This window comes from Kocuria salina, assembly GCF_013368965.1.
Classification (GTDB): Bacteria; Actinomycetota; Actinomycetes; order Actinomycetales; family Micrococcaceae; genus Kocuria; species Kocuria rosea.
Window position 1 is genome coordinate 51332 of the sequence record NZ_SSSF01000010.1, and the last position, 13040, is coordinate 64371.

At 67.4% G+C, this 13040-nt stretch carries 12 protein-coding genes; 7 read left to right on the forward strand and 5 right to left on the reverse strand.

The window, feature by feature from the left end; all coding sequences use genetic code 11:
* Window positions 1-88: 88 nt before the first annotated feature.
* Window positions 89-4606: a MobF family relaxase gene (gene mobF, locus E7Z53_RS20660; RefSeq protein WP_303396646.1), complete on the reverse strand. Its 4518-nt coding sequence runs from the start codon at window positions 4604-4606 to the stop codon at window positions 89-91.
* A gap of 527 nt (window positions 4607-5133) precedes the next feature.
* Between mobF and E7Z53_RS17045 the strand changes: the two genes are divergently transcribed.
* Together E7Z53_RS17045 and E7Z53_RS17050 are read left to right on the forward strand one after the other, a co-directional pair.
* Window positions 5134-5535 (forward strand): hypothetical protein, encoded by a 402-nt coding sequence (locus E7Z53_RS17045; protein ID WP_176338333.1) that lies wholly within the window; start codon window positions 5134-5136, stop codon window positions 5533-5535.
* Window positions 5532-6266, forward strand: coding sequence for a hypothetical protein (locus E7Z53_RS17050; protein ID WP_176338334.1), 735 nt, complete (start codon window positions 5532-5534; stop codon window positions 6264-6266). The genes E7Z53_RS17045 and E7Z53_RS17050 overlap by 4 nt, the downstream gene beginning before the upstream one ends.
* A gap of 34 nt (window positions 6267-6300) precedes the next feature.
* On the opposite strand, the gene E7Z53_RS17055 is transcribed toward E7Z53_RS17050, so the two are convergent.
* From E7Z53_RS17055 to E7Z53_RS17065, 3 genes are read right to left on the reverse strand one after another with little or no spacing between them, the layout of a single operon-like run.
* On the reverse strand, window positions 6301-6783 hold the full coding sequence (locus E7Z53_RS17055; RefSeq protein ID WP_176338335.1) for a hypothetical protein: 483 nt from the start codon (window positions 6781-6783) through the stop codon (window positions 6301-6303).
* On the reverse strand, window positions 6764-7048 hold the full coding sequence (locus E7Z53_RS17060) for a hypothetical protein (RefSeq protein WP_176338336.1): 285 nt from the start codon (window positions 7046-7048) through the stop codon (window positions 6764-6766). Before E7Z53_RS17060 ends, E7Z53_RS17055 begins: the two co-directional genes overlap by 20 nt.
* Entirely contained in the window at window positions 7048-7758 is a 711-nt protein-coding gene (locus tag E7Z53_RS17065; protein ID WP_176338337.1) for a recombinase family protein, read from the reverse strand. The genes E7Z53_RS17060 and E7Z53_RS17065 overlap by 1 nt, the downstream gene beginning before the upstream one ends.
* A 355-nt stretch (window positions 7759-8113) precedes the next feature.
* Between E7Z53_RS17065 and E7Z53_RS17070 the strand changes: the two genes are divergently transcribed.
* Window positions 8114-8395, forward strand: coding sequence for a hypothetical protein (locus E7Z53_RS17070; RefSeq protein ID WP_176338338.1), 282 nt, complete (start codon window positions 8114-8116; stop codon window positions 8393-8395).
* A gap of 6 nt (window positions 8396-8401) precedes the next feature.
* On the opposite strand, the gene E7Z53_RS17075 is transcribed toward E7Z53_RS17070, so the two are convergent.
* Complete coding sequence (locus tag E7Z53_RS17075; protein WP_369598010.1) at window positions 8402-9061, reverse strand: NAD(P)-dependent oxidoreductase; 660 nt, start codon at window positions 9059-9061, stop codon at window positions 8402-8404.
* Here E7Z53_RS17075 and E7Z53_RS17080 point away from each other — a divergent pair.
* The 4 genes from E7Z53_RS17080 (at window position 8969) to E7Z53_RS17095 (ending at window position 12879) form a co-directional block, all read left to right on the forward strand.
* A complete protein-coding gene (locus tag E7Z53_RS17080; protein ID WP_176338282.1) occupies window positions 8969-9178 on the forward strand; it encodes a hypothetical protein in 210 nt (69 codons plus the stop codon). The two genes, E7Z53_RS17075 and E7Z53_RS17080, sit on opposite strands and share 93 nt — an antisense overlap.
* 701 nt (window positions 9179-9879) lie before the next feature.
* Window positions 9880-10992: a tyrosine-type recombinase/integrase gene (locus tag E7Z53_RS17085; protein WP_176338340.1), complete on the forward strand. Its 1113-nt coding sequence runs from the start codon at window positions 9880-9882 to the stop codon at window positions 10990-10992.
* A complete protein-coding gene (locus E7Z53_RS17090) occupies window positions 10989-11330 on the forward strand; it encodes a helix-turn-helix domain-containing protein (protein WP_176338341.1) in 342 nt (113 codons plus the stop codon). Before E7Z53_RS17085 ends, E7Z53_RS17090 begins: the two co-directional genes overlap by 4 nt.
* Entirely contained in the window at window positions 11323-12879 is a 1557-nt protein-coding gene (locus E7Z53_RS17095) for a hypothetical protein (RefSeq protein ID WP_217905914.1), read from the forward strand. Before E7Z53_RS17090 ends, E7Z53_RS17095 begins: the two co-directional genes overlap by 8 nt.
* Window positions 12880-13040: the final 161 nt, after the last annotated feature.

Consider the following 13040-nt stretch of genomic DNA (forward strand, 5'->3'; position numbering starts at 1 on the left):
CATGGGATTGATCCTCCACATCGCGCAAGCGCAGTCGATTGCTCTCGGAAGACATAGCGAAGGTGGGGTCTGGTCTTGTGGGCCGTCCCTAAAGGCTGCGGCCACCGTCGCGGCGGATGCGGTCAGCCGCATGGCGCGTTGCCGCGGCGTTCTCCTCCTGCCGGCGGGACTTCTGCTCGACACGATTAGCGGCCTTGAAGCGCTTGATGACCTCGGCCTGGCTGCGCTCCAGGTTAGTTTTCATAGGCTTCCTGGCGGCGTCGTTGTGGGCGTTCTCGGACACGGGGCTCTCCTTCTTCTGCGGCTCCGGCGTGAGGGTCGTCGGCTCTTGGGGGGCAGCTGCCTCGGTGGTCGGGGTGGCCTGTTGGGTCTGGGCCCGGTGCTGGGCCACGACGTGGGCGATCAGCTCCTCCCTGGTCAGCACCCGCCGGGTCTCCTCGGCTACCGGAGTCGTAGCGGCCGCGGTGATGGCGGCCTCCCTCGCCTGCGGTGCCGGCAGCGGGTCGCCGGCCTCGGCGCGGGTGGCGCGCAGCGTCTCCACGGCTTCCTGAGCTGGTGACGGGGTGGTGCCCACCCGCTCGGCCACGTGCGCCTCATCGACGGTCTGCCGGATCTGCTCCCGGGTCTGCGGGGCGGTGGTGGTGAGCGCGGAGTGCTTGTGCAGCGCGGTGGCCCGTGTCACCAGAGCGGCCGCGGTCGGGTCGTCCCGGTGGGCCTGGGGGATCAGCGCGGTCTCGTGGGCGGGGACGTTGTAGCGGTTTCGGTATGCCTCGACCTCGGCGGCGACCTGGTGCCATTCGGCCGCCTTGGTCGGCTTGGCCGGCACCGGCCCCAGTGCCGCAGTCCACTCCGGGGCCGCCTCGGCCAGTTCGGCCCCGCGCACCATGACGCGCTCCTCCAGACGGGTGCGCAGCCGCTCCAGCTGCTCCCGGTACTGCACCGGCACCTGCGCGTCGGTGATCAGTGGGGTGGGGGCCAGGTCCTCGCTCACCCGCCGCCCGTCCGCCACGGGGGCCGGCGCGGGGGTCTTGGCGGCCACCGCGCGCACCTGCTGCTCGGCGGTGATCGCTTCCCCGATCGACACTGCTGTGTCGGTGCGGGGGCGCTCACCGCGGGCGATCTGCTCCACCGCCGTCTGCTCCGGGGACAGCCCCGCCCGGCGCTCCTGCTCAGCGCCCATCGTGCGGGTCATCCAGTCCAGGTGCAGTGAGGTGGTGGACTCCCACAGCTCGGGAGGCAGGGCCAGGTTCTCAGCCTCCGCATTGGCCTTCGCCTCTGCCAACTGGGTGGAGGGCACAAGCGCGTAGGGGTGGGAGGTCCATCCCGGGTCCTCGACCTGGGGCGGGTGCTGGGCGGCCCCAGCACGCTGGGCCAGCTGCTCCAGGTGCTCGTCGGTGAGGTTGCCCAGGGGCCGGCGGTCGGCGTTATCCAGGACGCGCTGGGCGGCCTCGATCTGCTGCTCCAGTCGCCAGGCCAGCACCGCGGCCGGGTCCTCGGCCCCACCAAAGCCGCGCTGGTGCACTGCCCGCGACAGCAGTTCGGCCGGGTCCATGCCGGCCTGCTGGGCGGTGTGCAGGTGCGTGGCCACCGCGCCCCACGCCTCGGTTCCGGTGAAGTCCGCGGCCTTGTCCGCGCCCATGACCTCCACGGCCATCGCACGGGTCTTGGCCATCCAGGCAGCCTCAGCGGTCTCCCGATAGACCTCGCTCAGGGTGGCGACGTCACCGTTGCGCATGGCCTCGGCGGCCACCGTCTCGTGGGCGGACAGGTTCCGGTCGTAGGCCCCGGCGATGCTCTCCAGCACCTCATCCCGGCTCTGACCGTCGCTCAGGGCCACATAGAGCTGATTGGTCTCCCGTCCTCGGGTGGCGGCCACATAGGCGGCAGGACGGTCCGTGGCGGAGTCCACGATGGCGTGGGCGGTGTCCACGGTGGCGCCCTGGGCCCGGTGCACGGTCGCGGCGTAACCCAGCTGGGTGTGCTTGCTCAGATAGTCGGCGTCCAGGGTGATCTTGCCGCCGTGGCCGGTGTGGCGCAGCGTCGCGGTGTCGGCTCCGACCTTCTCCACGGTCCACACATCGTTGTTCTTCACGAAGTCGCGGCCGCCGTTGAGCTGCAAGGTCCGATCGTTGCGGCGGGTCACCACCACGTCCCCCGCGTGGGCAGTAAGGCCGTCACGAAGCACCACCGACTCCCCGGAAGCATCCAGTGCCCCGGTGGCGATCCGAGCCGCCTGAGCCCGGGCGTTCAGGTCGGTCACGGTGGCGTTGTCGGTGGCGATCAGCAGGGACCGCTTGCCCGCCTGGGTGTCGGTGATCCACGCGCGCAGCGCGGTGTCGGTCATCGCTTCGGTGTCCCCGGCGACCACCCGGCGGTTCTCCAGATACCAGGCCCACGGGACGTCGGCCCCGGCCGCCGGGGGCTCACGCAGCGCCAGGGACGCGTCGGCCTCGCCCTCGCTCTGGAAGCGGTGGACGGTCTCCAGGCGGGTCGCTCCCACCTCGTTATCGAGCAGGCGCAGCGCCCCACCGGAGCCGATGGCGCCCAACTGTCGGTCATCCCCGATGGCGCGCACCACGGCCCCGTGGCGGGCCGCCACGCTCACGAGCTCGGCCAGTTTCGGGGTGGTGACCATGCCCACCTCATCGAGGATCACCACGTCCCCCGCACTCAGCTGGGCCGCCCCGGTGCGGCCGGTGCGGTGGGCGATCAGGAAGGCGTCGATCGTGGTCGCCTGCGTCTTAATATCCTCGGACATGACGGCAGCAGCAGCCGCGGTGGGGGCCAGGCCAATGACGTTGCCACCGGTCGCCCGGACCGCATCGGCGGCCAGGGACAGGCTCGTGGTCTTGCCGGCCCCGGCCGGGCCGATGCCCAAGGAGAGCAGCTTCTCATCGGTGGCGAAGGCCCGAGCCAGGGCCACCTGCCCCTCACTGAGCGGTCCCGTGTGGGCCGCCAACACCTCCTCAAACCGCTCCACCGACACGGCTGGAATGACGGTGCGCTGGGCGGCAGCGAGCACCTGGTGCTCGGTCTCCAGCACCTCCCGGGAGGTGAACACCTGGGCGTCGGAACGGATGAACTGACTCGTGCCATCGGCGCGGGTGAACTCCGCCAGGCGCGGCACATCGGCGGTCGGGGTGACCGAGAGGCTGTGCGTGCCTGTGGCCTCGCGCACCACCTCGGCCACCAGCTCATCGGGGACGGTGCGCCCGATCATGGCCTCTTTCAGGTGCCGGCGGGTCTGCGCGTGGACGTGGTTCACGCTCCACGTCGCCTGTTTCTGGGACAGCTCGTGGACCACCAGGCGGGCGTGCTCGGAGACGTCGATCTGGGTGGCCTCGGCGCCCAGCGGCGCGTTGCCGGCCGCAGCCCGCACGTGGGCCAACAGGTCCTCTCCCACGGGCATGTGCACCTGCTCGCGGTACTCCTTGCCCCACTCCTCGACCAGTTCGGACAGGCGGCGGGCGGACTTCTTCGCCGGCCGGGATTCCAGGGTGGCTTGCTGGGCCAAAGCGATCTTCTGAGTCGGTCGTGGGGCGTATCCGTGGCGTTCGGTGAACTCGGCTTCCAGCCGTTCCAAGGTCGCCGTAATGTCGGCTCGTCGTGAGGATGCGTGGTGGATCGCGTCCAGGTCCACCCCGGCAATCTCGTAGATCGGCTCGTTCCCGCTGGCCATTCTGGGGGTTGCAGCGACCCCCAGGGAGGTTGAAATCTTCTCCATGACCTTCGCGTTGTAGGTCTCCGAGGCGGCCACTTTCATGCGGTACAGGGTGCGCCCATCCAGGGAGGACCACTTGCCGTCCGCGCCGAAGACCTTGTTGGCGATCACCACGTGATCGTGTAGCTGCGGGTCCCCGTTGCGGGAGTCGTAGTGACGGAACTGGGTGGCGATCAGTCCGCCCTCGACGTCGATCTGACGGACCCCGTTACGGCCGCGCCGGGTGAACGTCGCCTCTTGCTCCAGGAAGCTCAGCGTCTCGGCAATGGCTTCGTTGTGCGCGGCCTCCACGGCCTTGCGGGCCTCGTCCCCGCCCAGGGCCCAGAGCAGGGAGACCGACTTGGCCGGGGAGAACACCAGGTCATAACCGGCCACAGTCTGCTGCTTCGCGGTGGTCTGAGCCGTGATGAACCGGCCCAGCTCCTCCTTGTTCCGCACGTCGCGCCCATGCGTCTCGCGGAACAGCTGACCACCGACACGGCCCCGGATAGCCTGCCGCTCCTCGCGGGTGGGGGCGGCCCCGGTGGTGCGTTCGTGCCGGGCAAATTCCTCATCCAGGCGCCGGGTCAGCTCCGTGTCAGCGCTGGCGTAGCGGTGGTACTTCTGGCCCAGAGCCACGTCCGCCTCGGTGCCGCCGGCGGCCAGGATGCGGTCCGCGTCGGGGCGGATGCCCTCCCCAAACAGGGCGGCCATCTGCGCCTCCGTCACCTCGCCGGACACCCCCAGCAGGGCCTCCGAATGGGCCACCCACTGCCCCGGGGGCACCCCTTCGACGGTGTAGTAATCCCCCAGCGCGCGGTCACCGGAGCGCAGCTCATCGGCCGAGGCGACCTCGGAGGTGTAGTAGGCATACCCGTCCCCAGCGCTGAGCTTGTGGAGGGTCATCACAGAAGCAATCTATCGCGTTTTCATCCTCATTTATCAATGATGCACTAGGTGTGACGTTCTGATAGGGCGTGGAAGGCCGATGCGAGCTTGCGAGTCATTGGACTGGAGCGACCCAGAAAGTCCGTCACGACAGTGACGCGGTTGTGCCCACGAGACGGTGGGTGTGGGCAGGGGATGCCCAGGGAGGACGAGGGACGAGGACGAACCGCAGAGCATCAGCTGTCCACACCCACCGTCGATTGGGTGCAAGCGAAACCAGGTTGTCCACATGTGCTGTTCGTGTGGGCTACCTGCGCGAGCTGGGGTGGGGGCTGTGGGTCCGGTGGAGAGACCGGAGGATGAATCTCGGAAGCGGTCCACAGCTCCCACCCCAGCTCACGACACTGCCGCCCCCAGGGCGTCCTTTTCCGCAGTGCCGGCTCGGCCGGCGGAACGGTCGGGGTGGGAGAAGTTGGTCTATGACCGTTAGGGCGGGTTTGGTGTTCAATGGGATGGAATGGTGTTGCTGATGTTAAGGAGGCGTGATGGCGCAGCGTAAGAGTGCGACCAAGACCGAGGCGCGGGAGCGGGCCCGCCGGGCGGCCGCGGAGTCGATGGCTCGGGAGCAGCGGTTGCTGGAACTGGGTGAGGAGTTCTTCGTCGCCCAGGGTGAGGCCGAGCAGATCATGGAAACGGCCGAGCAGCGCATCGCGGAGCTTCGCACCAAGGCCGAGCAGGAAGCCGCGCGAGCCAAGGAGGATCAGGTGCGCGTGGTGGCCGGCATGAAGGGTGAGCGGGTCACGGTGCCCGAGATTGCCCAGCGTTTGGAGCTGTCGGTGGCCGAAGTGCGGAGCCTCCTCAAAGAAACGCTAGCTGCCGGTGCAAGCAGTGAAGCGGGTAACGAAGGGTCAGAAGCTGAAAAAGCAGTGATCGAGGATGCTGCGTGAGCAACGACAGCCAGACAAGGGCGCCTGCGGATAACCCAGCAGCCGAACTGCACCGCATTTTTACCGAATGGTCCAGCGTCGAAGGTGGAAACGTTCAGCAGCACAGCGCGGTCCAACTACGGAAACTCAACGGCAGGGACGCGGGAACTTTGGAGGAGCACCGACAGGCGGTGCGGCTCCTAGAAGCCATCATGCTTTGGCTTGACGAAGCCAAGCGTTCGGACGCAGAACTGGAGGCGTACGTCCCCTATGTGAGTCGTTGGGCGCAAGCAATCTTCCACTACCCCGGGAACTGGCAGTCGGCAGGAGGTGCCAACCACTTCACACCGGACATGCTTTCTTCCCTGCGCATCCTCGGCTCCATGATGCGCGCGCTTGGCGTCCGGCTGGACACGGAACGGCTTGCCTCGACCTTGGATCTCCTACGCGAAATTGAACAGGAAGCCGAGGACGACGATGAGCTGCCGGATGATCTACGGGAGTTTCTGCGCACCACTGTTCACGAGCTACGCAAGGTATACGTGGACTACTCACGAGCGAACAGCTTCGACTTCAAGCTGGCACTGAAGTCAATGAAGATCGCCCTTGATCTGGCCGCGGTGCGATCGGGGCGCAAGCGCCGCATCTGGGAAGGGTTTGGAAGCCGATGGGCCGCACCTGTAACCGTGAACGCGCTAGGTGGCGTTGCGTCCTCGGCCGGTATCCATGCACTCGGCATGTTGGGAGGGTGAGTTCTCGCCGTCTCTTTGCTCCGGGGATCGTTGACTAGAACAGGGTGGGGTGGTCGGGGTCGATGCCGTGCACCAGTTCGCGCACCACGTCCTCGTCCCAGCCGCGGGTTTTGAGTGCGTCGCGCAGCTGCCGGGACCGGGCGGAGCGCTCGGCCCGCGACAGCCGGCGCCACCGGGCGGCGGTGGCCGAGGGCATCCGGCCCTTCATCGCCCGGTCGGCCATGTTCTCCGACCGGGTGCCCAGCAGCAGGTGCGTGGACGGCTCCAAGGAGGCATGTACGCACAGCGGGACGTCGCACCAGTGCAGCGCGGTCAGCCCCTCGATCGCGCTCAGGCCACCGTGGACGGTGGCCAAGGAGAAGCGGTGGGCGGCGACCGCTCTTTGACCGTTTGCGGTGGGGAGCCAGAAGCGGCCGTAGCCGTCATCACTGATCGCCCCGAGCCACAACCAGCACGAGTCGGGCTCTGGGCCTTTCAGGACGTGGGAGTAGAAGCGCTCAACGTCGCTGGCCTGCATGGGCCACCTCCACACGGTGCATGATCAACAGCATCGGCGCCGTAAGTGCTGCGGCGATCGCGTAAGCCGGCCACGGGGGCCCCACACCAATAGCGGTGAGCCAGACGGGCAACAGGTAGGGAACCAGCGCCACGGTCCCTGCCAGGTGGTGACGCAGTGTGGCCGGCATGGGCAGGATGCGCAGAAACCAATGGGTGATCCCGTGGAAGGTGCGATACCAGATGCGGACCCACCACAAGGTGTAGGGAATCAGGACGCGCAACATCAGTGGTCGCCCTCCGGTGCGGGGACTTCGCGGGTGGCCGCCAGTGCCTCGGCGTCCCAGACGTCAATTTCGTCTTCGGGTAGCTCCAGACTCACATGCGCCAGGGACTTAATCTCTCCACGCAGCACCCGGCCCACTGCGCCTTTGGACACTCCCACGCGGCGGTGGATCTTGTAGTGGGACAGCCCGGCCCGGTGCAGCCGATGGATGGCGCGCACCTGCTCGGGGGTGATCGGGGATTTGCGGCCCAGCTGCACCCCGCGGGCCCGGGCGGCCTCCAGTCCGTCCTGGACGCGCTCCACGATCAGTGCGCGTTGGTACTCGGCCATCGCCACGAACACGTTGAGCTGGAAGCGGCCAGCCGGGGTGGTGGTGTCGATGGTGTCGGTGAGACTGCGCAGCGCGACGCCCCGGCGGATCAGTTCGTCAATGGTGGTGACCATGTGGACCAGGGACCGACCCAGCCGGTCCAGGGAGTACAGCACCAGGGTGTCTCCCTCCCGGGCCTGGGCCATGAGCGCGGCCAGGCCGGGACGCTCTGCTTGGGTGCCGCTGATCTTGTCGGTGAAGACCAGCTCTGCCGGCACTCCGGCCTCGGTGAGTGCGCGCAGCTGCACATCGAGGTTCTGGGAGGTGGTGGACACTCGGGCGTAGCCGAGCAACCGGCCGGGGTGACTCGAAATGGGGCCGTTGTGAGCTTTTTGAGTCATCGCGTATCGAGTCCTGGATTTCGAGTCGGGATTTCGGAAGCTGTGGCCGGCCCTCGTCGGCGGGCCGGCCACTATGGTCACTGAGTTGGGTGAGGGCCTGCCCTCTGCATGGGTGTTTGGAGTCGTGTCAGCCTTCTCTGCGGCTCAGAGAGGAGCCGCCTGCGTCAACACCACCTGGAGCGTGCGCCACCCAGGCACCAGGCCTGTGGATAGGGGGATCGCGGTCTGCGCCAGGTGAAGAATGCGCTCGGGTCCCGCCCTCGTGTGCTCCGTCGTTGTGTCGCAGACGAGGCGGTGACATCTCCCGGACACGGCGGCACCCCATAATGGGAAGCATTCTGATGAATGGACCGGGATGAAGGTGGACCTGATGGATGCCGAGACGACTGGTCGCGAGCCGGACAACGGGTCGACCTGTCAGTTGAGCGCGTTGCGGCCGGGGGATCACCTCGGGGCCTGGGAGAACGGGATGCGGTGTCACGCCGGCGTCGTGGAGGAGATCGCCCCCGAGCTAGGAGTGGTGTGGATCCGGGAGCGGGGTCTGGGGGCTAGGAAGATGCTCTCCGCCGACCAGTACTGTCTGCGCACCGAGAAGCCCGTCACCGCCGGAAAACCCTTCACCACCTCGGGGTGGTGAGCCCGCTCAGTTGCTGACGGCCGGAGCTTCCTCGATGTAGGCGGTCTCCAGGACCTGGGCTGCGGTGAACCGGGCGATGTCCACCTCGGTGGCGGAGTGCCCGATGTCGTCGTGACCGAAGAACCCTACGTATTTGAGCCCGCGGGCGTCTCCGCCCCGGGCGCGGATGAAGCGCACGATCGTCCAGTCCAGCTGGGAGTTGGTCACCGTCTCCAGCATGGCGCTGTGGACCCAATACGCCCGTGGATGCAAGCAGTTGGTCACACGCCGGCGCCATCGGGTCCGGGCGGTGGGCTGGTCCAGGGGGCACATCCTGACCGCAGGAGAGCCGTGGCCGACGTAGCGATGCACCCCATGAGCGGCCATAGCAGCCACGATGAGTTGTGTCCCCAACACCAAGGACAGCCCCGGAACCTCTTGCTCCCGGCCCGGGCCCAGAACATTGACCACAGCCTGCGCCCTGGAGACCACAGTGTCCACGATCGCGGTGTCCGTGACGGCCCCGGCGACCACCTCCACCCCGTCCCCCCAGGGAGGGCATCGATCCAGGTCAGGGACGCAAGCGATGACTTCGTGACCACGGAACAGCAGGTCATCCACGACCTCCCATCCCATGATGCTGGCAGCCCCGAACACAGCAACCTTCATGACTTCCCCCACCTTCATCACGAAAAGTTTGTCAGCGCACTGATTTTACGCGGTGTCTTCTTCGGCGTGCTCGGAGAAAGGTGCCGGGTTCACGGCGCGGTGATTCCGCACGGCCATCGCCTCCCGCTCGCCTAGGGCGGCTACAACCATGCGATGTCCATATCGGGCGGACGGGAGTTGAAACAGATGCGAGAACTCCGTGGGTTGGCCGGTAACGAGACGTGTTGAGGCAGGACGCGTAATTTCCTGCTGCGCCGGCAGACCAGTCACTGGAGCGGCCGTGCGTGCACCTCCAGCGCCCGAGTCTCAGCCCGCAACCCTGCGACGCCTCCGTTGACGAACAGCTCCGGTGCGTGTCCGGGCGCCATTCCATACCTCAGCTATACGCGCGAATCTCTCACTAAACGAGAGTTGTCCATGCTGGCCTGCGTGGACGACGCCGGCGTCCCAAGCTCGACGAGCCCACCAGTCCGCCGTGCACCCAGTTGCCGCCTGGACAGACGCCCGTAGGCAGGGTGGGACGAGTTCTCGCACCTACTTCTACTCGTCCTACTTAAGCGCCGATAACTAGTATTATGTAAAGTCGAAACGACTCCATCCGCGCTCTGCGCACATCGTGAGGTTCCGGGTAACAGCTCCGATGCTCCCCCAACTGCCTTCCGACTTGGGCTTATCCTGCTTGATCGCCTCAGGGCGACGTGCAGTGCGGGATGCGAATGGCCCCCGGACCTACCATGCCCGTTCGGCTTCTAGCCTGGACTTTCCCGGCGATGATTGCGATACACGCAATCTGTGTGCGACTATCGCAAGCATCTTCTGACATCCAAGGACGACTCATGGGCCACGATGGCGAGAACGTGCGGTTCGTTCCCTTCGGTGGGCAAGCCCCCGATCCGGACGTCTTCCTGGCCAGTGTCTTGGATGGGTGGGGTGCTCAGCAGCGGGCGAAGGACTTCGCGCCGGCCACGATTCGCACCCGGCGCAGCGTCGTGATGAGCCTGGTGGACTTCTCGGGGCGCTACCCGTGGGAGTGGACGCTGTCAGACGCGGACGACTTCTTCTCCCACGCCCGTGCGGTGCGCAACCTCTCCCACGGGAGCGTGCGCTCCTATCAGGGGGCGATCAAGCTGTTCTGCGACTACGCCTGCGATCCGCACTACGACTGGTGCGAGCAGGCCGCGAGGTCGTTCGGGCAGGTCTTCGCCCAGGTCGTGACCGAGCTCAACCGCCTCACCCATGCCCAGCCCACCGAGGCGCGCCCGGCCAAACGTCCTTTCACCCAGGCCGAGCTGCAGGAGTTGTTCGATCTGGCCGATCTGGAGGTCGAGCGGATCCTGGTCTCCGGGCGCAAGGGTGCGGTGGCCGCCTGGCGGGACGCGATCGCGTTCAAGACGGCCTACAGCTGGGGACTGCGCGCCAACGAACTGCGGCACCTGCAGGTCGTGGACTTCTCGTCCAACAACCGGGCCCCCTATCTCGGCGGCCACGGCGTGCTGCGCGTGCGCTGGGGAAAGTCCCACCGTGGCTCGGCGAAGAAGGTCCGCTCCGTGCTGACCGTCTGGCCCTGGTCCGCGGAGATGATCCAGGACTGGATCCGCAACGGGCTGCCCCGCTACGGGCACCCGGTGAGTGATCTCTTCCCCACCAGCACCGGGGCGATCGTGGGCGAATCGCATCTGCTCGGACGGCTGCGTGCCTTCATCGATGAGCTCGGTTTCCCGCCCGGGCTCGACCTGCACTCCTTCCGTCGTTCCTACGCCACACAGCTGATCACCGGGGCGGGCTTCGACGTCACCTTCGTTCAACTCCAGCTCGGTCACGAGCACGCCGCGACGACCTCGATCTACTCCCTGCCCTCCCCCGACTACCAGCGACGGGCCCTGGAACGGGCCCACGACCGCACCATCCAGGCAGCCCTCGGGCTGCCCGCACCCAGGAGAACCCCATGAGCACACGCGAGATCACCTACACCTGGCGGGTCCGCGAGATCATGGCACGCCGCGGCGTGCACACCGCCAAAGACCTCGCCGAGCTGTTGCACGAACGTGGCATCACCCTCACCGCCAATGCCGTGTGGCGCATCGTGACCCAGCAGCCCGAGCGGATCTCCTTCAAGGTCCTCGTCGCCCTCTGCGACGCCCTCGAGGTCACGCCCAACGACCTGATCACCTACACCGCCACCGACACCAAGACCGCCCGGCAACACCGCGCGGGGACCGGTGAAGACCTCCCTGACCTTCGCCACTACCGCCCCGTGCGCGCCCGCATCATCGACGACGATGACTGACCCCTGGCGCCCGGCCACCGACGGCAACGGATCCGCCCGGCCGCCCACGCTCACCGACCTCCCCACCCCGAACAAACGCGGCCGACCCCGCTCGGCCGGGCCCCACGCCTGCGACCGTTGCCACCAGCAGGTCGCCAAGATCCGCGTGCACTGGCCCGACGGAGCCATCTGCGGGGCCTGCTTCACCGAAGCCACCCACACCTACGGCACCTGCCCGCACTGCGGGGAACACCGCATGCTCCCGGGTCGCTCCGCCGAACGAGAGCCCCTCTGCCGTGACTGCGCCGGCATCACCACCGCCCTGACCTGCACCCGCTGTCACCGCGAGGCCGAGAGGTTCCGGGCCGGGCTCTGCATCCGTTGCGCGCTCACCGACGACCTCACCACCGTGCTCGTCCCCGGCGACGACCTCCGCCTGCACCGGCTCATCAAAGTGCTCACCGCAACCCAACGACCCGAAAGCGTCTACACCTACATGCGCCCAGGCACCCGGGCCAGGACCCTGCTGGAAGCCATCGGCGCCCGCGAACTGGCGCTCACCCACGAAGCCTTCGACCGTCTCCCCCGCTCGAACGCCGCCGAACACCTCCGGGCTCTGCTCGTCCATCACCGCATGATGGACGCCCGCGGCAACGAGACCCTCGCACGGTTCGAACACTGGCTCACCACCAGGATCGCCGCCCTGCCCGACGACGGCACCGCCCACCTCATCGAACGCTTCGCCACCGAGCACCACCTCGAGCGCATCCGCGCCCAGGCGGCCGATCCCGATGCCGATCTTCAGGCCAGCACCCATACGGCCAAACAAGAGATCACCGAAGCCGGGAAGTTCCTCATCTGGCTCCGAGCCCACCACCACGCCACCGCGGACGAACTTCAACAACTCCACCTCGACGACTACCTCAGCGCCGGCCCCAGTACCCGCAAGCACATCCGGGCCTTCATCCGCTGGCTCAACCACGACCAAGACCACCGCACCGGGGCACTGGAAGTGCCGTTCCGCAACGCCCACTCCACGCCCATGATCACCCAGACGCAGCGCCTCGAGCTCCTCCGGAACTGCCTCGAACACCGCCAGGTCACCAGCTCCACCCGCCTGGCCGGGCTCATCCTGCTGCTGTGGGCCCATCCCCTGAACAAGATCGTCCTGCTCCGCCGGGAACACCTCACGGCCACACCGGACGGCATGCTCCTCACCCTCGGGACCACCCCCACAGCCATTCCCGAAGCGCTCACCGAGGTGTTCTGGCAGCACCTGCAGGACCCCGGGCACCAGAACACCATCAACACCGGCACGCCGTGGCTGTTCCCTGGCACCCGTGCGGGCCGGCACCTGCACCCGAACACTCTCTCCGGCAGGCTCAAAGTCCTCGGCATTGACGCCCAACGCGCCCGCAACGCCACCCTGCGCGACCTCACCCAAGAAGTCGACGCACGAACCCTGATCGATCTCCTCGGCTACAGCCCCGACATCATCGCCCAGCACGCCGCCCGATCCGCCACACCCATGTCCGACTACATCGACCTGAAACGCCAACAGCCCCGATGACCTCGATCACCGAAGAAACGGATAACGCACTTTCCCATCAAATGGAAATGGGCCGCCCTGCATTTGGTGTCCACAGGCCCACGAGCGACGGCACAGCCGCGCCCCGGACCTCGGCTGTGCCCGCCCCATGGGCAAGCCGAGTCAACCTCACCTGATGGTGC

What these genes read in the sequence shown, in the direction of transcription:
- E7Z53_RS17065 (WP_176338337.1), bottom strand. Translation starts at nt 7,758, where the DNA reads ATGACTCAAAAAGCTCACAACGGCCCCATTTCGAGTCACCCCGGCCGG.
- E7Z53_RS17060 (WP_176338336.1), bottom strand. Translation starts at nt 7,048, where the DNA reads ATGTTGCGCGTCCTGATTCCCTACACCTTGTGGTGGGTCCGCATCTGG.
- mobF (WP_303396646.1), bottom strand. Translation starts at nt 4,606, where the DNA reads ATGACCCTCCACAAGCTCAGCGCTGGGGACGGGTATGCCTACTACACC.
- E7Z53_RS17095 (WP_217905914.1), top strand. Translation starts at nt 11,323, where the DNA reads ATGACTGACCCCTGGCGCCCGGCCACCGACGGCAACGGATCCGCCCGG.
- E7Z53_RS17075 (WP_369598010.1), bottom strand. Translation starts at nt 9,061, where the DNA reads ATGAAGGTGGGGGAAGTCATGAAGGTTGCTGTGTTCGGGGCTGCCAGC.
- E7Z53_RS17090 (WP_176338341.1), top strand. Translation starts at nt 10,989, where the DNA reads ATGAGCACACGCGAGATCACCTACACCTGGCGGGTCCGCGAGATCATG.
- E7Z53_RS17055 (WP_176338335.1), bottom strand. Translation starts at nt 6,783, where the DNA reads ATGCAGGCCAGCGACGTTGAGCGCTTCTACTCCCACGTCCTGAAAGGC.
- E7Z53_RS17070 (WP_176338338.1), top strand. Translation starts at nt 8,114, where the DNA reads ATGAAGGTGGACCTGATGGATGCCGAGACGACTGGTCGCGAGCCGGAC.
- E7Z53_RS17045 (WP_176338333.1), top strand. Translation starts at nt 5,134, where the DNA reads ATGGCGCAGCGTAAGAGTGCGACCAAGACCGAGGCGCGGGAGCGGGCC.
- E7Z53_RS17085 (WP_176338340.1), top strand. Translation starts at nt 9,880, where the DNA reads ATGGGCCACGATGGCGAGAACGTGCGGTTCGTTCCCTTCGGTGGGCAA.